This is a genomic window from Alcanivorax sp. 97CO-5 (assembly GCF_000524665.1).
GTDB classification, from domain to species: Bacteria; Pseudomonadota; Gammaproteobacteria; order Pseudomonadales; family Alcanivoracaceae; genus Alcanivorax; species Alcanivorax borkumensis.
In genome coordinates, this window is the sequence record NZ_KI965881.1 from 34624 (window position 1) to 53659 (window position 19036).

The window sequence follows — 19036 nt, forward strand, 5'->3', positions numbered from 1 at the left end:
GTCTTTAGACCGTGACCCGTGTATTTTTTAGCCACGATGTGGCTTCCGATACCCAGGTCAGCCCTTAGGGGCCAGTGTCACAAACCGAATTTGACCTCGAATTTTAGATAGGAGCAGGACCTTGGCTAACTCACCGCAAGCACGCAAGCGTGCGCGTCAGGCGGAAAATCGCCGTCAGCACAACGCAGCGATGCGCTCCATGGTGCGCACATACCTGAAGAAGGTGAACGCGGCTATTGCGTCCGGCGACCAAGGCAGCGCTCAGGAAGCTTACAACCAAGCGGTGTCTGTGCTGGACAAAGCCACCCGCAAGGGCAAGTTTCACCCAAACAAGGCCGCTCGCCACAAGAGTCGCCTGAACACCAAGATCAAGGCAATGGCAGCCTAAGCCTAAGCCTCTTGGTGTACATAAAAAAACCGGCCCTGAGCCGGTTTTTTTATGCCTGATACTTAAGGGCACCAGACGGCAAAGATTCTAAGCTAGCCCCCACATCAAGCGCCCGAAACCCGGCTCCCGGCCTCCATCAACACCAGGTTATCCCGGTGGATCAGCTCTTCCTCGTTCATGAAACCCAGCACACCGGCGATTTCAGCACTTTTCTTACGACAAATCCGGCGCGCATCTGCCGCATCATAATTCACCAGGCCACAGCCAACCCGCTCGCCACGCTCATCTTCACAGGCCACCATTTCGCCACGGGAAAACTGGCCAAACACATCCACCACTCCTACCGGCAACAGGCTAGAGCCACCTTCACGCAAACGCACCACCGCCCCAGCATCCAGCACCAACCGCCCACGCATCTGCAAATGCCCTGCCAACCATTGCTTGCGTGCATTCATTGGCGTGGTATCCGGCAACAGCGTAGTCCCCGGCCCCTGTCCGTCGGCAAGCTCAATCAACACCTCCGGACTACGCCCTGACGCAATCGTTGTAATAGCACCAGAACGGGCCGCCAGCTTTCCAGCTCGTACCTTGGTGGCCATACCACCGCGCCCCAACAAACCGCCGCCGCCAGCCACACGGACAATGGCCGGGTCCGAGGCACGCGCTTCGCGAATCAGATTAGCATCAGCCTTGCTACGCGGGTCTGCATCGAACAACCCCTCCTGATCCGTCAGGATCAACAGCCGATCAGCCTCTACAAGATTGGCCACCAACGCCGCCAACGTGTCGTTATCGCCAAAGCGAATTTCATCGGTAACCACGGTATCGTTTTCGTTTACCACCGGCACCACACCAAAGCCCAGCAAGGTTAGCAGCGTGGAGCGCGCATTGAGATAGCGCTTACGGTCAGACAGGTCATCATGGGTAAGTAGCACCTGGGCGGTATGCAGCTGGTGCTGCTGAAAACGGGTCTCCCAGGCCTGCACCAGCCCCATCTGCCCTACCGCAGCGGCAGCCTGCAACTCATGCACTGAATCCGGGCGAGCGGACCAACCCAGGCGGGTCATGCCTTCGGCCACTGCCCCGGATGAGACGATCACCACCTCAATGCCCCGCTCACGCAGAGCGACCATGCGATCCACCCAGGTTTGCATGAGCGCACAATCCAAGCCCTTGCCGTCATTGGTCAGCAAGGCACTGCCTATCTTGATTACCCAACGCTGGCGATCCGCCACGCTCACTCCTTATTACCTGAGACAAACATCCGACATTGATTCATTCACGCGCACCAGAACAAGTCCACTAGGGCTCGTAGACAACCTCCACATCATGATCATCATCGTCGTCATCGTCGTCATTTTGGCGAGCCTGCCGCGCCTCAGCCTTGAGCTCCTGAACCCGCTCCCGCGCCTCCTCTTCCAGGCGGGCTCGCAGGTCCTGCTGGGCGGCAGCATAGGCAGGATCTTCTCGCTCCAGCAGGCGACGATCCTCAATGGCATTCATTAAAGCGTAAACCAAATCTTCACAGCCGACGCCCGCCGCAGCAGACACCTTGAACACCGGCCCCTGCCAGCCCAACTCATCAACAATAGCATCCACTTGAGCTTGAGCCTCATCATCGGCCAGCAAGTCAATTTTGTTAAACACCAGCCACCGCTCCTGCTCCGCAAGAGCCGGGGAAAAGCGATCCAGCTCATCGGCAATGGCATCAATATGATTGGCGGGGCTAGAGCCATCCATTGGCGCCAAATCCACCACATGGAGCAGCAAGCGGGTACGGGCCAAATGCTTAAGAAAGCGAATCCCTAAGCCGGCCCCCTCAGCCGCCCCCTCAATCAGACCCGGGATATCCGCCACTACAAAACTGCGATAGCGATCGGCTTTCACCACACCAAGATTGGGAATCAACGTTGTAAACGGGTAATCCGCCACTTTTGGCTTGGCCGCAGAAATGGCGCGAATCAAGGTGCTCTTGCCCGCATTGGGCATACCCAGCAGCCCCACATCCGCCAACACCTTCAACTCCAGCCGCAAACGTCGGGATTCGCCCGGCTTGCCTTTGGTGGTTTTCCGCGGCGCCTGGTTCACGCTGCTCTTGAAGTGAATATTGCCCAAGCCACCGCGACCCGCCTGGGCCACCATCACCGGCTTATCCGTGTCGGTTAGATCCGCCAGCACCTCATCCGTATCCAAGTCCACTACGGTGGTTCCTACCGGCACATACAGAATAATGTCTTCAGCGGACTTACCGGTCATTTGCCGACCCTTTCCCGGCTCACCGTTGCGCGCCTTGAAGATACGGTCGTAGCGGTAATCCACCAAGGTGTTGATATTGGTGTCAGCCTGCACGAATACATGCCCACCGGCGCCGCCATCACCGCCATCAGGCCCACCAAACTCCACGTACTTTTCGCGACGAAAACTCAAACAGCCGTCGCCGCCTTTTCCGGCATGGACATCAATAGTGGCTTCATCGACAAATTGCATGGGAAACAGACTCTCAAGGGGATAGATGCCATTTTACGGTAAAGGGCATGAGTTGGAACACGAAAAACACGTACAAAAAAGCCCCGCGGGCGCGAGCCTCACGGGGCTTTTTAGGATCCGTCAGGATCAGGCCACAGGCTCGATTACCACATACTTGCGGTTCAGCGGACCTTTGACTTCAAACTTCACTCGACCGGTTTCTTTGGCAAAGATGGTGTGGTCTTTGCCCATACCAGCGTTTACACCAGCGTGGAATTTAGTGCCACGCTGACGAACAATGATCTCGCCAGCACTAACAACTTGGCCGCCATAACGCTTAACGCCAAGGCGTTTACTTTCCGAATCGCGACCGTTACGAGTACTACCACCGGCTTTTTTATGTGCCATGTCTCAATCCTCTCTACTCAATTTCTGAAAATCAGGTCTTAAGGATCAGCCCTGGATCCCGGTGATTTTCACCGCAGTGTACCACTGACGGTGACCCTGTTGCTTACGGGAATGCTTACGGCGACGGAACTTCACAATTTTAATCTTCTTGTGACGACCTTGCTCCAGCACTTCCGCGGTTACCTTGGCGCCATCCAGCATGGGCTGGCCGACTTTCACGTCGTCGCCATTAGCAACCAGCAGCACCTGGTCGAAATCAACGGACTCGCCGGTGGCCACTTCAATTTTCTCGATGCGAACAACATCGCCTTCTTCAACGCGATACTGCTTACCACCGGTTTTGATTACTGCGTACATGTGTGTGCTCCAGCACAACTCCACTCAGGCGGGCGACTTTACCGTCTTACTAACGCGCTAGCAGCGCGGAAAACGGCCATCACCACTTGCAAGCCAGGCAGAGGATGAAATTGGGCCGCGAAGTGTACGCGAAACAAGCGGGACTCACAAGCCTTTCGCGCTGCTGTTGCCCCAGTCACTACGGGGGCTGTGGTTTCCTTGACTACCCGCCAGCCACTGCTAGCATTGCCCGCTGTCGCACCACCCTTTGTCTGGACCTGAACACATGGATTTCAAGGCTATTTATGCCGTCGTCGATGACGACTTCGAGGCGGTGAACCAGTTTATCAGTCACCACCTGGATTCCAACGTCCCCTTGATCCGTGAAGTGGGCGATTACATCATTCAATCTGGCGGCAAGCGGCTTCGCCCGTTAATCGCCGTACTCTGCGCTCGGGCCTCCGGCTATCAGGGGAGCCGCCACGTGGATGTGGCGGCGATTATCGAGTTTTTGCACACCGCCACCCTACTTCATGATGACGTAGTGGATGAGTCCAACCTGCGACGCGGGCGTCCCACCGTGAATGCGGTATGGGGCAACGCTGCCAGCGTTCTGGTGGGAGACTTCCTGATTTCTCGTGCCCTGCAACTCATGGTTGCCCTGCGCCACCCACGGCTGCTGGATATTTTCTCGCAAAGCACCAACACGATTTCCGAAGGGGAGGTGTTGCAGCTGATCAACGTGCGCGACCCCAACACCAGCGAAGACAACTATATGCGGGTGATTCACCACAAAACCGCAAAGATGTTTGAGTCCGCCGCGGAAACCGGGGCCGTACTGGGGGCCGATGACGTCAGCGACCACGTGGACGCTTTTGCCACCTACGGCCGCCACCTGGGTATCGCCTTCCAGCTCATCGACGACGTGCTCGACTACCAGGGCGACGCCAGTGAACTAGGCAAGAACGTGGGCGACGACCTCGCCGAAGGTAAGCCCACCCTGCCCTTGATCCATACCATTGCCAATGGCTCTGCAGAACAGGCCACACTGATTAAGGATGCCATTCGCAGCGGAGGGCTACAGCACCTAGAACAAATAGTTGAAACCGTTCGCGCCAGCGGCGGTCTTCAATATACGGTAGACAAGGCCGCAGAACAGACTCGCATTGCCTTGGACGCCATCGCTCAAGTACCGGCGTCTCCCTACAAGGACGCCCTGTTCCGCTTGGCAGAAGAATCACTAAAGCGCACCTACTGAGCGCACCCACGAATCAAGGAGTGACCATGCTGCGTGCAGCCCTGATTTTCACCGCAACCACGTTATTTGCCGGTTGCGCATTAAGCCCACAAATGATTACCGTGGCCCCGAAAGCGGATGTGGAAGCCGCCAATATCGGCCACAATGAGCCCGTCCAAGTGATCGCCGTAGATTCCCGCGAGCAGAGCGCTTTTGGCACTCGAGGCGGCGTCTATAAAGAAACCGCCCTAGTACAACCCGCCAATGACGTGAAAAACGCCATCGAAGACGCTGTACGCAAAGGCCTGCAAAACCAAGGGTTCAACGCCTTTAATGCCGGCGCCGACGCCACCCGCCTGGAAGTACGGCTGGAGCAGCTGGACTATGTGCCTGAAGAAGGTTCAGTGGTTAACGAAGTCACTCTGTCGCTGACACTGCTAGCCGAAGCAAGCCGTGCGGACGTGGTACACATCGGCACCTATAAGAGCAGCGTAGTCCACGACCTGCCGCTCACCCCCACCGCCAACCGTAACCAAACCATGATCAACGAGATACTCAGCAGCGCCATCACCCGCATGCTCACTGACCCTAAAATGCAGGCATTCTTGGCCGGCAACGACACCCCCTAATGCCCAGCAGCCGCGTTGTTATTCACTACTGCAGCCAATGCAACTGGCTGCTGCGTAGCGGTTGGTATGCCCAGGAATTACTAGCAACGTTCAGCGATGAACTGGATGAAGTGGCCTTGCGGCCCAGTACCGGTGGAATATTCTGGATTGAAGCTAACGGTCAACAAATTTGGGAACGTAAAAAAGATGGCGGCTTCCCGGAGATTACCGAGTTAAAACGGCGAGTACGGGACGCCCTATTCCCGGAAAGGGATTTAGGGCATATCGACCGAAAGGGGTGAGTTAAACGTTTAACCTTGAAAAGCACTGACAATACGCTTTCCAGCACCCACCCAAACCCGCGTTTCAACTTTAAGCTTCCAACTACTCATTCTCCGGCCGCACCTCTACTTGCGGCGAGTCACTGCCAAACGGTAACTGCACCGTGAATAGCAGCGGCTGGCAGCACACCTGACAATCTTCCACGTACTCCTGTTCCTCCACAGAGGGGTCCACCAAAACCTCGATGGACTCCCAGCAATGGGGACACTGCACGGTCACTGGCAACAACTCAGCCATCAACAGCCTCCCGTGATTACACCGTCCGCCAACGCCAACTCGGCAATCCAACCCGGCACTTGACCGTCCGCCCAAGGTTGCGGCGTCCCTTGCCCCCATACCGGGCCAGGCCAGCAAGGGTCATCGACATAGCGGGCAATGATATGGATATGCAGCTGCGGCACCATGTTTCCCAACGCACCGATATTGATCTTATCCGCATCAGTAATACGCTCAAGCTGACCGGCCAAGTCATTCACCTGCGCCAACAGCGCCTGCTGTTCATCCATCGGCAAATGGTGCCACTCTCGTAGCCCGTCACGCTTGGGCACCACGATAATCCAAGCAAAACGCTGATCGTTCATCCAACGCAACCAGCACAAATCTGTTTCTCCCAAAGCACCGGTATCGGCAGCTAGGCGAGGATGAAGCATGGCCATAATATGTCCTTAACTGACTATTGCTGGCTACAGGAACGACCAACTAAGCCGTCATCCCACCGACATTGAAACAATCCCCCCCGCTAGGGTTCAACCTCTAACCTCACGGGGCGATTCTATGGCCGGTAATCCGACGGGCTACGGGCCGTCCAGCGCCGAAAAGCACGGGCAAAGTTGGAGGCATCGGAATAGCCCAGCGTCATCGCTATTTCATCTACGGTTTTCTCGGACTGAGTCAGATATTCCACCGCCAGACCTTTACGTAACCCATCCAGCACCTCTTGGTAACTGGTACCTAATTGCTGCAGCTTGCGTTTCAAGGTGCGTGACGACATATGCAGTTCACCAGCTACCTCTTCCACCCCAGGGAAGCGGCCACCGCCACCCAGAATGATCCGCCGCACCTGCCCCAACAAAGGCGGCGGCAACTTGATCGTCGCCATTTCCTGCTCACATTGATCTGCCGCCATTCTGGCCAGACGCGGATCCGCAAACTGTAAAGTGTATTTCATGCGCTCCACCGGAAAGCGCATTTGATTGTAGGCACAATCGAAATACACTGGCACCGGCATCACCGGCCGCAAGCGAGCAAAATAGTCAGGCTCTGGATAAGAGAAACGCAGCTCACCAATCACTTCCTGCCCCGGAACCAGCTTTTCACCCATAAAATGGAAGCTTGAAAACAGGCTTTCCATAATCAGCGGAGCCAGCTCTCCCAGCGCCAGCAATTCATTAATCTGCATGACCGCCATGTCGCCATCAGTAAAGGTTTCCAGCTGCACCAAGGTGCTGCGGGTGCGGAAATATTTAACCGCCAACTCCAGTGCCTCACCCAGGGTAGCGCTGCTCATGGCGGCGTAACCAAGAAAACCGTGAGAAGATAGCGTCATCGACGCACCAAGCTCCCAACCCAGCCAGGGCTCCCCGGACAGCTCGATGGCGCGGATGGCGACCCTTTCAAAATCCTGCGCGGTGATCCGCGCCTGCGGATTACGCCAACAGCCGGGCTCGATTCGAGTGCCTTCAAGCAAAGTCTCAGTGGCAACACCACGGCGGGATAAGACCGCCAACAACAAGGCTAGATATTCCGCCGACACGGAGTATTCCTCCGGATCCATTTTTAGAATTGTCATGACTGCATTCCGATTACGCTGCGCTGGCCCAAAATGACCGAATAGACAACCATAACCTCACCACGCAACGGTGACAAGTAACTCCTGTTCACTTGCCAGCAAACCAAGTCCTCGCCAAGTTATACCTCACAGGAACGCCCCTCCGAGCGCGCAACATCGGGGCGAAAGGACAATCAACTACTGGCCAGGATTTCCCACGACCAAGAAGGTGTAACAGAGCCAGCTCGCGCGAATAGTTACCAACATCATCACTTGCAATCACCGCCGCCGTCCTGAGCATGCAGCGCCATACTTCAATTGCTTAAGAGTTTGTTGTTAAAGGAAAATAAAACAGCTTGCTGGCACACTCCTCGCCACATGGGCCATGGGCGGATCCGCCAGATGCAACGATATCTGCACCTGCTTCACGTCGGAGCTCAGTTTAAGGCAAATCGCCCCCGACAACAGAACAGAGCCTTCTTCGTCCTCCTCCGCACGGGAAGCAACTCCGGCTACGCCAGCTTGGCCTACTAACATTCATTGCTGGGCACACACCTTGGAGCTTCGCCGCTCACCACTTATCGTCCAATTGTTGGACGATTTGTAGCTGCTTCGCCCACAGTAATCCCTACTATTTATCCACGCAACGCAACAAACGTTGCACCGAAGTTTTTCTTTTTTAACACCGGACAACGTTAAGGATTGATCAACATGGGCGAGCTGAAAGATCTCCGCGAACAAAGCGAATCTCTGGTAAACCGTGCCAAGCAGCTAGGTAACAAGCTGTACTTGGCAGGCTTGGGCGCCTACGAAAAAGCCGAAGAAGGCTCTGAAGAGCTATTCAACAAATACGTTGAAACCGGCTCTAAAGCATTTGGCGAAGAAGCTGAGAGCAAACCCAAGGCCCTGCTAGCAAGCCGTGGCGCACTGGTCGCTGCCCGCGAGTTACTCGACAGCGCCCCGGAAAAGCGCCAAGCCTTGTACCAAAAGTTGCTTGAAGCTGGCAAGAAAGAACGCGGTGAAAAAGCCGAAGAAACCAATGAATATCTGCTGGCAAGTCTTGGCGCCGTTGCCACTGCCCGCGAAGAAGGTGAGAAACTGTTCAATGAGCTGGTTTCCACTGGCGAAAAACGCGACTGATCCTGTTTTGCTGTGAAAATGTAGTACGTGTTGTTTTAAAACTCTGTCTTACTCTCCCTTTGGGGCCCCGTTTGGGCCCCTTTTCTTTATCTAGCCTATCAATAAGACCCCGCCCTCCCGTCGCCTTATGGCACTATCGCACCTTGTGCATACGTTATGCATGGCGCTAGCCTTAACGCAGCCGTAAACACAGCCGTAAACACAGCCGCAGACATAACAAGAAAACCCGCGAGGTTTTACCATGGCCGACAATCGTCGCCGAAAACGCCCCACCACTGCCACCGGCCGATTGTTTCGGCTCACCGGCATGACCACCTCAATCGCCACTCGGGTGGCCGGCCATCAGGTCAAAGGGCTGTTCCAGTCTGACCAATCCAAAGCCGCTGACCGGGAAAAACTGCTGCAATATATTGGTAAGGAGGTGGCTGCCACGCTGGGGGAGATGAAAGGCGCGGTCATGAAAGTCGGCCAGATTGCATCGCAGATGCAGGATATCCTGCCCGCGGAAATCAGTGATCAACTGAAAATTCTGCAGAATGCTTCCGCCCCCATGCCCTTCCATGTGATTCGACGGCAACTGGAGCGCGAACTTGGCGCCCCGCTGGATGAATTATTTGCCCGTTTCGAAGACCAGCCTTTTGCCGCAGCGTCCATTGGTCAAGTACACCATGCCCTGACTCCGGCAGGCGACGAAGTAGTGGTAAAAGTACAGTACCCTGCGGTCAAGGAATCCATTGATTCAGATATGAAGCACTTACGCCGTATTCTGCGCCTCGGCAGCTTACTGAAAGTGGATGAAACAGCACTGGATGCCGTATTCAGGGAAATTCGAAGCCAGCTCCACGAGGAGCTGGATTACCTTCAGGAAGCCTCCAACCTGGAACATTTTCAGGCATTTCATCAGCAACAGCCATGGCTGGTCATTCCCCAGGTTTTTCCAGCTTTATCCAGTGAAAAGGTGCTGACCCTGAGTTACGAAACCGGCATCCCCCTAGATCAGGTCGACGACGAACATGGTTTCGACCAGGCCACTCGCAACCTGCTCGGGGAGCGACTATTCGATGCCATCGGCCAACAAATTTTTCAGTTACGTGCCGTCCATTGCGACCCCCACCCCGGTAATTTTGCATTTCGCCCCGATGGCTCCATCGTGATCTATGACTTTGGCGCAGTGAAGCGACTCCCCCCGCAAGATGCTGATTTACTAAAACGGCTCGTGCGCGCGGCGATGGACAAGGAATGGGCAACTCTGGACACAATGCTAATGGAACTGGGGGCACGCAAAAAGGACACCCAGGTCAGTAGCGATTTTTATGCGGTCTGGATCGAATTGCTGCTGCGAGCCTTTGATGACGAGCCCTACGACTTCGGGCACTCACAACTCCATACCGACATCATGCGTCAGGTAAAACGCACCCCTTTAGAACAAATTCTCAAGTTCCAGCCCTCCTCGCGCAGCCTACTGGTTGAGCGGGTCATCAGCGGGCACTACTGGACCATGATGAAACTGGGCGTAAACACGGCCTTTCGACCGAACCTGGAAAAAGCGATCAACATCGCCGGGGACTAAGCATCACGGACTGCTCAATTACATGCAGCACACAACGTGTAACCTCTGCAAAGCGACACAAAAAAACCCCTCACTTGGAGGGGTTTTTTTATCTCAGTGTGATCTGCCGACATTAGAACGCAGAGCGCAGACCAACACTGATACCGGAGATTTCTTCCTCATCGGTATCCACATAACGCATGTATTCCAAGTTGGCTCCAACCGTATCAGTGATATTAAAGTCCAAACCGGCGCCATAGGATTCATCTTCAAAGGTTTCAGTATCACTGTAGGAGTAATCCACTCCCGCTAGCGTGCCATTGGCTGATACTTCACCCTTCACTTTTGTATACCCGCCGATAACATAAGGGCGAATTTTCTCACCGATAGGGGCGCTCAGCTTCACATACCCACCGTACAGATGGTCCATGTCGAAATCGACAATACCTTGGGAATCCTCATCAAAACCCAAACCACCCCGAGCTTCCAGTGCCAGAAAATCCGTAAACTCATACCCGGCATTGATCGTGGCCGAGTCGATTTTCAGGGTATCCGTGTCATACTCTTCGTTATCGTACTGAATTTGGCTGTAGTTACCGCCAATGTACGGGCCGACCGCAAAGGCACCGGGTGCCACGATCAATGAACAGGACAAAACCAGCGCATTACGCATAATGACTTTCATACAGGACTCCTTTTCCGTTAAGTCACCCATTTCGAGGCCGTATATGTCGCACAGTTCCAGAGACTACGGTAAATTCTGTAAAATGAATCGCGCACACTAACGCCGTATCCACATAACAGCGATAACAGGGTCGGGAATGACACAGGGGCTTCTCATCTTCAAGCAGGGAATTGCTACCGTCTTCCTGCTCATGCTGGCGATCTCAGGTCATAGCCTGACGCTTAGCGATGAGCAGGACAGTTACCAAGCGGCCCACGGCATGCAATGGCTGGCAGACCCCAAGCAAGCCTACAGTCCGGAAATGGCTCTGCAGGCTTTTCTCGATGACCAGGGCGAGAAAATTCATGATAAGTACCCTTCTCTAGGTTTTCGTAAAGGCTTGCAATGGTTTCTCATCCCCATCGAAAACCAGAGTGGCCAGTCTTTATGGTTTGCCCGCATGGGCCGCCCCCATCTAGACTATCTCGACATCTACCTTTTCGACCAACAAGGTAAGCGGCTATGGCACAATCGCCTCGGCGACCGTGTTCCTTTCCATACTCGGGCATTCGCTCATAGTCACCTAGTCTCCACGCTCAACCTTCCGATAAATACGCGGCGCTACCTGTTGCTACGTGCCCAAGGCGACAATGTGATTGATTTGCCGGTCTCCGTTATGTCAGCAACGGCGTTCAATCAACAGGACACCCAAGTCACTATTTTTTATGGCCTATATTTCGGAGCGATGGTTGCCATATTTTTGTTTAACCTGCTGATATTTATCTCCATCCGGGATCGCAGCTATCTACTATATGTTCTTTACTTAGGCACCTTCACCCTCAACATTTTCACTCGCGAAGGACTAAGCTATCAATGGCTTTGGCCACAAGCCACGCAGTGGAATCATTATTCTATACCTATCTTAAATCTACTCACCCTCGCGTTTTCTACCCTCTTTACTTGCCAGTTTCTCGAGCTAAAAAAACGCGCACCGACCATCAACCGCGGACTGGTCGCAACCGCCAGCGTGCTGATTCTCTTTGCCCCACTCACGTTGATTGATTTCCATTTTTTCATTCAGGCCAGCACCGCCATTATCCTGCCCTGGCTGCTTGTTGCCATCGCCCTATCCATCTGGCTAATTCGGCAAGGCTACAGCCCCGCACGCTATTTCCTGCTAGCCTTCACCGCTGTTGCTCTAGCCACCATGGCCTATATTCTGAAGACATTTCAGCTTATCAATGGCGGCTGGTTGCTGGAAAACATCATGCCGATGGGGACGTTTATCGAAGCACTCCTTCTATCGTTTGCTCTAGCCCACCGCATGACCATACTGAAAAGTGAAAATGCCCGAATTCAGAATGAAGCAAACGAGATTCTTGAACAGCGTGTTAGCGAGCGCACCAGCGAACTTAATGCCGCACTCAATGCCCGCAGTGAATTTCTAGCCGTCATGAGTCACGAAATCCGCACCCCATTGAACGGCATTATCGGCACAGTGGACATGCTCAAGGGCTCCCCCCTAAACGATGAACAACGCCACAACCTGAATGTAATCGAGCAATCGGGCAATAGCCTGCTGAATCTCATCAATGACATCCTAGATTACTCTCGCATCGAAGCGGGCAAGATGCCCATCGAGCAAACCAGCTTCAACCTGTTCAACCTTCTCAATGAATCCCTCACCCTGTTTCAGCACAAAGCCCAGATTCACTCCAACGCCTTGACCCTCGACGTTGCTCCTAACGTAAGCGAACGCTGCTTAGGCGACCCAGTAAGACTTCGGCAAATCTTGGTTAACCTGATCAGCAACGCAGTGAAATTCACCGACAATGGCACCATCACCGTACGCGCACAGCGCGACCCCGCTAACAGCGACTACCTATACTTTGAAGTGCAAGACAGCGGCACGGGTATTTCCGAAGAACAACAAAGGCGACTCTTCGATCACTTCCAGCAAGGCGACAGCTCCACCAGCCGACGCTATGGTGGCACCGGCCTGGGGCTAGCGATTTGTCGACAACTAGTGGAAATTATGGGGGGAGAAATCGGGGTAGACAGCAAGCCCAAACAAGGCTCTCGTTTTTGGTTCAGGCTGCCCATTCCTTGCACCGAACGCGCGGACACTTGTACAACAGCACCTGCCATCGACAACCAATCGGTGCTATTCGAAGGACGACTACTGATCGTCGACGACAACCATATCAACTTGATGGTCGCCGAGGGGCTATGTCAGAAACTTGGCTACGAGACAGAAGTGGCGGAGAGCGGATTGGAGGCCATCGCCGTACTCATGTCCACCACGCAACCATTCGATCTAATACTAATGGATTGTGAAATGCCGGACATGGACGGCTTTGAAACCTCCAGGGCGATCATCAAACTGCAACAAGAAAACCGTCTACCCTGGGTACCTATCATCGCACTCACCGCCCATGCGATACCGGACAAAATCCGCGCTTGCCGCGACGCGGGCATGATCGGTCATCTGGCCAAGCCAGTGAACCTTGCGCGCCTACAAACCACATTGCGGCAGGCCCTTCGCAGCACAGGGCCTCGCCCATCAAAAGCCAGGAATCATTCAGACTCTCAAAGGTAACGCTTGCGCACAAAGCGTGCTAATTTAGCCCCTTGAGCAGCGAATCCACAATCCGTTCAAGGTCATCCAGTGAAGCGCATTGGCGAGCCATCCGACAATGGGGCAAATAGCGGTCCATCACCGCATCCCCGCTATTCCAGCGAGAACGAGCCTCGGGGTTGAGCCACCATACCTGTTTCACCCGCCAACGGATTTGCTGTAACACCTCGGCACCCTCAGGAAGATAGTTATTTCGTGCATCACCCAAAATAATAACCGTGGTATGACTATCCAACTCCCGTTCACAACGACGCCAGAAATCCGCAAACATTTCCGCATAATCCGTACCGCTGCCAGACAGACGATCCAAAACCCTACCCACAGCCACATCCGGGCTGTAGCGCTGAAAATCCTCCGTAATTTCATCAAAGCGTGACGCAAACGCAAAACTGCGTACCCGCGGTAACACATCATTCATTGCGTACAGAAACTGCAGCAGAAAACGAGCGGCATCACTCACCGAACTGGACACATCACAAATCACCATGACTCGGCTTTTCTGAACTGGCCGCTGGCGCCAATGCAATCGCATAGGTATGCCATCGTGACGAATACCGGCCACCAAAGTGCGTCGCGCGTCCAACATGCCTCGTCGACTTTTTTTCATGCGCCGCTGATGCAGACTAGCCAGGCGCCGCGCCATGCGTCGCACCAATGTTTTTACTTCTTGAAATTCGCGCAAGTGCCGGAAGGGCACCGCACGCATGGTTTGCTCGCGCAGCGCCCGCCCTTTACCGGCACCGTGCAGAAGAAATTGCCGTCGCACATGGTCGGCTGCTTGCTCACGAACCTCCTGCCTCCATTGCCGCAGTGTTTCCGCCCGAGCCAGACAAAGAGCTCCCCCTTTATCCAGCTCTAGAATACGATCATCCACAGCCCCCATGCCCATGTTCATCAGTAATCGACGGGTATACAGTCCTTGCTGGGTAATCACTTCCATCTGAGTGAAATCCATTCGCGCCGCAGCTTCGGCAAGGCGTTGATCCAATTGGGCAGGGGTTTGGGTGGTCAGATCAGCAAATACCTCCTCTGTCCGACCCTTCTCGCTCGTTTCGCCAGCCTCGTTCACCGCAGCCGGCATGGCACGCCCCGCACTCTGCGATGATAAGCCAGAGCGAACATCAGACGTCACCGCAAAAAAACGCGCAAAGGTCTCCTCGAAGGCCGGGCGGTCCTCTTCCTGCTTCACCAACGTCATCGCCAGGGCATCATGAAAACGTTGTCGGCCCTGGTAGCCCACCAACGCAGCTGCATCCATAGCCTGGGTCGCTTCATCCGGCGAAATCCGTAACCCTGCACCACGCAGGGCCTGCACAAATTCAGAAAGGCGACGGGTTGGCATTAACGTTTGTCCAGCTTACGCAGCCAAGCCGGTAACAGCTCCCGCGCCAAAGTCACATCCTGTTCGGTCTTCAACACGAGGTTAAGTGTATCCGCAACCTGCTGCTGCTCCAGTGAATCCGCGTGCAGCAAGACCAGCGCTCGCGCCCAGTCCAGAGTTTCGGAAATCGCCGGCAGCTTCTTCATATCCTGCTCTCGCAGGTACTGAATAAACGCTACCAACTGCTCACGTAATCTGACATCCAGATCCGGTACCCGCGCCGCCACAATGTTCGCTTCCAGCTCAGCTTCCGGGTAAGGAATATAAAGGTGCAAGCAGCGCCGCTTTAACGCATCAGACAATTCACGCTGATCATTACTGGTCAACAATACCAATGGCTGGTGCTTCGCCTTCACTGTGCCTAGCTCGGGGATGGAAATTTGGAAATCAGAAAGCAGCTCCAGCAGAAATGCCTCAAATTCCTGATCAGCCTTGTCGATTTCATCAATCAACAACACCGCGGGCTCATCGCTGCGCAACGCATGCAGTAGAGGGCGAGGCTCTAGAAACGTTTCACTGTAAAAAGCTTCGCCCAAGTCACCCAGGCGATCCATACTGGCTTCCAGGCTGTCAGTGTCCGCTAGCATACCGCCCAGCTTGTCACGCAAAAGCTGCGTGTACAGCAACTGCTTGCCATACTTCCACTCGTACAAGGCACGGCTCTCATCCAGCCCCTCATAACACTGCAAGCGAATGAGCGGTGCTTCCAAAAACGCCGCCGCGGCTTTAGCCAGTTCGGTTTTTCCCACCCCGGGCGGACCCTCTACCAGTACCGGCTTGTGCAACTGCGCCGCCAGATACACCGCCAACGCAATACGCTCGCTACAAATGTATCCCTGTTCGGAGAAACTGCGAATAATATCTTCGACGGAGTCGATACGGGTTTTCATGGTTACTCCTACTCAGCCTTGCCAGGGCACAGCCGACGCTGAACCTTGCCTAAGCCAAACAGAGTAACCCAGAGTGAGGCGGGAGACATTGACCAACCACGACACAACACCGATGGGAAACTGCGAACCGTATAAACGGGAAGTAACGATAAGCGAGAAGGGCCAGCGCAGGGCCAAGGGGAAAACGCGGAGTCAGTGCAAAATAATATTGTCCGCCAGCACCATGGGCACAATCTCGCCCACCTCTTCTATAATGGGGTCGCCATCCATGCTGGACACATCAAACCGAGCAGAAGTGACATCACCATCAATCATGTCGGGAATGGCATCCAGGAAGGCGCCCACGTGCTCGGAGCCAAAGTGGATTTCCAGCGCATCAAGGTTCGACCACTGCTGCCACACCATAATTACTCGTGGCGCATCGGCCTGCAGATACACTTCATAGGCCAAACATCCCCGCTCCCCCCGCGACGCACTAGCAAGCGCTTGCACCAGCGCCAACGCATCGGGCTGTTCGTCTTCTTTTATGGGAAAGGAGCCTTTCACTATAATCATGGAGGAGGGTTCGCTACGCTGGTGAGAAACCCTATCCTAACACAATTGCGCCACCGCTGCCTGAGAGCCCTTGTTACACAGTCAGTGGAACAAGCCCTCAGATCACACGCTATCGCAAAACTGCACCGAGTCGGAAAGCGGCACGCGACCAACCCGAGCCTTGTTGGCGGCCACTTCCGGATCTTCGTAACCAAAACTGATGCCCAACACGATAGCCGAGGAAGAAGGAATCCCTAGCATGTCCCGTACATCATCCGGATAGTAACGCATGCTGCCTTGGGCACACGCTCCCAGCCCATAGGCACTCATGGACAGCAACAACGACTGCACATACATTCCCACATCCAACCCTACGGTGACGCCAAAGTTGCGCTCCATGCCAATAAAAGCCACATGGGGAGCATCAAACAGTTCGAAGTTACGCAGCTCTGCTCGCTGCCGGCCAGGACGATCTTCACGGGCAATACCCATGCTGCCATATAACGCCATGGCACAATCGACTTGGCGCTCCCGGTATACCCCTTCAAACCTAGGCGGGCCATCATAATCTGGAGCAAAGGGCACACCATTGGTGACCTTCTCGATCATCCGCTCGCGCAGCGCATCACGTACGGCTCCGGAGGCAACCCACACTTTCCAGGGCTGAATATTGCAGTTGGATGGCGAGTGCTGCGCAAGAGAGAACACCTCATCCATCACCGCCTTGGGCACTGGCTTATCAGTAAAACCGCGAACTGAGCGGCGCTGGATCATGGCGTCAGCCAAGGAAATATCATAGGCGGTCATGAATGGCTCCTGTCAAAACTCGCCTCGAGTCTAACCGGGCAAGAGGGCAGAAACGATGACCTTAACGACCAGGCTATTTATGCGACACGCACCACACGTGTTGCATAATCAATGAAAGGCTGCAGAGAAGAAAAAAAGGCCCCGAAAACGGGGCCTAATGGTTTCCAGGGACAACTGGAAACATACGCAGCGGGATCAAATCCCGCAGTTATAGTGCTACCCATCGCGCCATTTCGTCTTGATATGAATCAGATTTTCACCACTTTAATCTCCACGATAAATACAACCCCACTAGCCACTTGCCGCTATTCGGCACCGCCGGCCTGGTTTGCCAATACCTGGGCCAGCGATGGAGGCGAATACGCAGGGCCTTTCAGCACCTTGCCTCGTTCATCTTTCACCGGTTGACCGTCGGCACCCAGCTTGCTCATATTGCTGCAATGCACTTCCTTGCAGCAGGCATTCAGATCGATACCAAAAGTGTGGCCTGCGCCGTAAGTAACATAATTAATGTCAGTGAGCGCGTCCGCCACCTCCACCAAATCCACCTGAAAACCCTCTAACTCTTCCAGTTGTTCGCGAGCCTGAGCAAGGGTCATGAGAAATTTTCGTTGTCCCTCGCTCACCTCCTGGCAAGTGGCTTCGACCAGCTCGTAAAATTCTTCCAGCAGTAAAGCCAACCGCAACCGCACAGTGGCATCGTCTGGTACTACTGGCTGCGGCTCCACCGGCAAAGAAAAAGCGCGATGAAATTCGGCTACCCTGTGAAAGTTACTGTTATTCGATTTTATCGCCATCGACTTCTTCCAAAAACGCCAAGATCTCTCGATTAACTTCAGAGGCCTGCTCCATCTGAATCCAATGGCCACACTGATCCAGCATCACCGTGCGCAGGTCCGGCATATAGTCAGGCATACGCTGTAGCGCTTTCTGGCTAAACATGAGGACCGGGTCCTGCAAGCCTCCTATAAATAATATCGGCATGGGAATTTGCCAATTGCTGGCATTGCGACTTTCCTCCCAGGAGGCATCCATGGACCGGTACCAATTGATTGCGCCGGTAAAACCACTGTGCTCAAAACGCTCCACGTAGTAAGCCAGATCTTCCTCTCGCATCCAACGCGGTTGGGCTTCAGGAACGGGCATGGACTGAAGAAAGCCGGTATCGTCCGGCTTCACATTGAAGTCCGCAATGCCGTCAGCGGATAAGGCATGAAAAATACAACGCAAGCTGTGCGATACATCCGCCTCAAGTTCCTGCTCCGGCAAACCTGTTTGCTGGAAATACAGCATGTAGAAAAATCGATCTTCAAACAGCTTACGCATGGCTGCCGTGGGCGGCACCGGTGCTGGGCCGCCATAGGGAACCGACATACCGATAACTGCCTTAATCGATTTCGGGTAACAACGGGCGACCTGCCAAGCCAGCGCACACCCCCAGTCATGTCCTATTAGGATGGCACTGTCGTAGCCCAGCACCCGAATCAATGCCATCACATCCTCAACCAACTTACTTTGCCGGTAAGCCTCCACGTCTTTAGGGGCATCGGTAAAACCATAACCACGCAAATCCGGTGCCACCGCGTAATAACCAGACTGAGCTAGCACCGGTAGCTGATACCGCCAAGAGGCCCAACACTCCGGAAAACCATGCAAGCACAACACCAGCGGCAAACCGGCCACACCGGCCTCCGCCACAAAGAAATCCAACCCATTTGCACTGACTTGTCGCTCTCGCGTAAAGGCCATACTCATATCCTAATTCAAGGCTGGGAAACAAACAGTCAAGCGGCTACTTACCCGACATCACTAAAATGCTATTGTTGGCATAACACATACTTGAATTTGACAGCAAGGAACACCGCTGACAAGCGTAGACC

21 protein-coding genes are annotated in these 19036 nt (G+C 54.3%); 7 read left to right on the forward strand and 14 right to left on the reverse strand.

All coding sequences use genetic code 11. The features are described from left to right. Positions 1–121 precede the first annotated feature (121 nt). On the forward strand, positions 122–388 hold the full coding sequence (rpsT, locus tag Y017_RS04560; protein ID WP_011587742.1) for a 30S ribosomal protein S20: 267 nt from the start codon (positions 122–124) through the stop codon (positions 386–388). Between the two features lie 104 nt (positions 389–492). Here rpsT and proB read toward each other — a convergent pair whose 3' ends face one another. The 4 genes from proB to rplU form a co-directional block, all read right to left on the reverse strand. Continuing rightward, the gene (gene proB, locus Y017_RS04565; protein ID WP_035459268.1) at positions 493–1623 is read right to left on the reverse strand and encodes a glutamate 5-kinase; all 1131 of its coding nucleotides are present in this window, start codon (positions 1621–1623) and stop codon (positions 493–495) included. A gap of 67 nt (positions 1624–1690) precedes the next feature. Beyond that, entirely contained in the window at positions 1691–2875 is a 1185-nt protein-coding gene (gene cgtA / locus Y017_RS04570; RefSeq protein ID WP_035459270.1) for an Obg family GTPase CgtA, read from the reverse strand. Positions 2876–3001: 126 nt separating this feature from the next. Beyond that, a complete protein-coding gene (rpmA, locus tag Y017_RS04575) occupies positions 3002–3262 on the reverse strand; it encodes a 50S ribosomal protein L27 (RefSeq protein WP_011587739.1) in 261 nt (86 codons plus the stop codon). A gap of 45 nt (positions 3263–3307) precedes the next feature. Beyond that, positions 3308–3619 carry a 50S ribosomal protein L21 gene (rplU, locus tag Y017_RS04580; RefSeq protein WP_007148862.1) on the reverse strand — a complete coding sequence of 104 codons (312 nt, stop codon included), beginning with the start codon at positions 3617–3619 and terminating at the stop codon, positions 3308–3310. Positions 3620–3884: 265 nt separating this feature from the next. Here rplU and Y017_RS04585 point away from each other — a divergent pair, with 265 nt between their 5' ends. The 3 genes from Y017_RS04585 to Y017_RS04595 are packed head-to-tail and all read left to right on the forward strand — an operon-like array spanning position 3885 to position 5745. Next, positions 3885–4856: a polyprenyl synthetase family protein gene (locus Y017_RS04585; RefSeq protein ID WP_035459274.1), complete on the forward strand. Its 972-nt coding sequence runs from the start codon at positions 3885–3887 to the stop codon at positions 4854–4856. Positions 4857–4882: 26 nt separating this feature from the next. Next, a complete protein-coding gene (locus Y017_RS04590; protein ID WP_035459278.1) occupies positions 4883–5464 on the forward strand; it encodes a YajG family lipoprotein in 582 nt (193 codons plus the stop codon). Next, positions 5464–5745, forward strand: a complete 282-nt coding sequence (locus tag Y017_RS04595) for a SelT/SelW/SelH family protein (RefSeq protein WP_011587735.1) — start codon at positions 5464–5466, stop codon at positions 5743–5745. The genes Y017_RS04590 and Y017_RS04595 overlap by 1 nt, the downstream gene beginning before the upstream one ends. 82 nt (positions 5746–5827) lie before the next feature. Here the strand turns inward: Y017_RS04595 and Y017_RS04600 are convergent, their stop codons facing one another. The 3 genes from Y017_RS04600 to Y017_RS04610 all read right to left on the reverse strand — a co-directional run bounded on the left by Y017_RS04600 (position 5828) and on the right by Y017_RS04610 (position 7574). Continuing rightward, positions 5828–6022: a CPXCG motif-containing cysteine-rich protein gene (locus tag Y017_RS04600; RefSeq protein WP_035459280.1), complete on the reverse strand. Its 195-nt coding sequence runs from the start codon at positions 6020–6022 to the stop codon at positions 5828–5830. Continuing rightward, complete coding sequence (locus tag Y017_RS04605) at positions 6022–6441, reverse strand: HIT domain-containing protein (protein WP_035459282.1); 420 nt, start codon at positions 6439–6441, stop codon at positions 6022–6024. The genes Y017_RS04600 and Y017_RS04605 overlap by 1 nt, the downstream gene beginning before the upstream one ends. Positions 6442–6557: 116 nt before the next feature. Next, on the reverse strand, positions 6558–7574 hold the full coding sequence (locus Y017_RS04610; RefSeq protein WP_011587732.1) for an AraC family transcriptional regulator: 1017 nt from the start codon (positions 7572–7574) through the stop codon (positions 6558–6560). Positions 7575–8264: 690 nt separating this feature from the next. Between Y017_RS04610 and Y017_RS04615 the strand changes: the two genes are divergently transcribed. Continuing rightward, the gene (locus Y017_RS04615; protein WP_035459284.1) at positions 8265–8693 is read left to right on the forward strand and encodes a phasin family protein; all 429 of its coding nucleotides are present in this window, start codon (positions 8265–8267) and stop codon (positions 8691–8693) included. Positions 8694–8934: 241 nt separating this feature from the next. Further along, positions 8935–10263, forward strand: coding sequence for an AarF/ABC1/UbiB kinase family protein (locus Y017_RS04620; RefSeq protein ID WP_035459286.1), 1329 nt, complete (start codon positions 8935–8937; stop codon positions 10261–10263). A 112-nt stretch (positions 10264–10375) separates the two neighbouring features. Here the strand turns inward: Y017_RS04620 and Y017_RS04625 are convergent, their stop codons facing one another. Continuing rightward, complete coding sequence (locus Y017_RS04625) at positions 10376–10927, reverse strand: porin family protein (RefSeq protein WP_011587729.1); 552 nt, start codon at positions 10925–10927, stop codon at positions 10376–10378. Positions 10928–11063: 136 nt separating this feature from the next. Between Y017_RS04625 and Y017_RS04630 the strand changes: the two genes are divergently transcribed. Continuing rightward, positions 11064–13505, forward strand: a complete 2442-nt coding sequence (locus tag Y017_RS04630; RefSeq protein ID WP_035459288.1) for a hybrid sensor histidine kinase/response regulator — start codon at positions 11064–11066, stop codon at positions 13503–13505. A gap of 19 nt (positions 13506–13524) precedes the next feature. On the opposite strand, the gene Y017_RS04635 is transcribed toward Y017_RS04630, so the two are convergent. The 6 genes from Y017_RS04635 to Y017_RS04660 all read right to left on the reverse strand — a co-directional run bounded on the left by Y017_RS04635 (position 13525) and on the right by Y017_RS04660 (position 18905). Continuing rightward, entirely contained in the window at positions 13525–14886 is a 1362-nt protein-coding gene (locus Y017_RS04635) for a VWA domain-containing protein (protein WP_035459290.1), read from the reverse strand. Further along, complete coding sequence (locus Y017_RS04640) at positions 14886–15815, reverse strand: MoxR family ATPase (RefSeq protein WP_011587726.1); 930 nt, start codon at positions 15813–15815, stop codon at positions 14886–14888. The genes Y017_RS04635 and Y017_RS04640 overlap by 1 nt, the downstream gene beginning before the upstream one ends. Before the next feature lie 192 nt (positions 15816–16007). Continuing rightward, positions 16008–16370 (reverse strand): putative quinol monooxygenase, encoded by a 363-nt coding sequence (locus Y017_RS04645; RefSeq protein ID WP_035459293.1) that lies wholly within the window; start codon positions 16368–16370, stop codon positions 16008–16010. A 102-nt stretch (positions 16371–16472) separates the two neighbouring features. Further along, a complete protein-coding gene (locus Y017_RS04650; RefSeq protein WP_035459295.1) occupies positions 16473–17156 on the reverse strand; it encodes a nitroreductase in 684 nt (227 codons plus the stop codon). Positions 17157–17461: 305 nt separating this feature from the next. Beyond that, positions 17462–17953 carry a nucleoside triphosphate pyrophosphohydrolase family protein gene (locus Y017_RS04655; protein WP_035459297.1) on the reverse strand — a complete coding sequence of 164 codons (492 nt, stop codon included), beginning with the start codon at positions 17951–17953 and terminating at the stop codon, positions 17462–17464. Continuing rightward, a complete protein-coding gene (locus tag Y017_RS04660) occupies positions 17934–18905 on the reverse strand; it encodes an alpha/beta fold hydrolase (protein ID WP_011587722.1) in 972 nt (323 codons plus the stop codon). The genes Y017_RS04655 and Y017_RS04660 overlap by 20 nt, the downstream gene beginning before the upstream one ends. Positions 18906–19036: the final 131 nt, after the last annotated feature.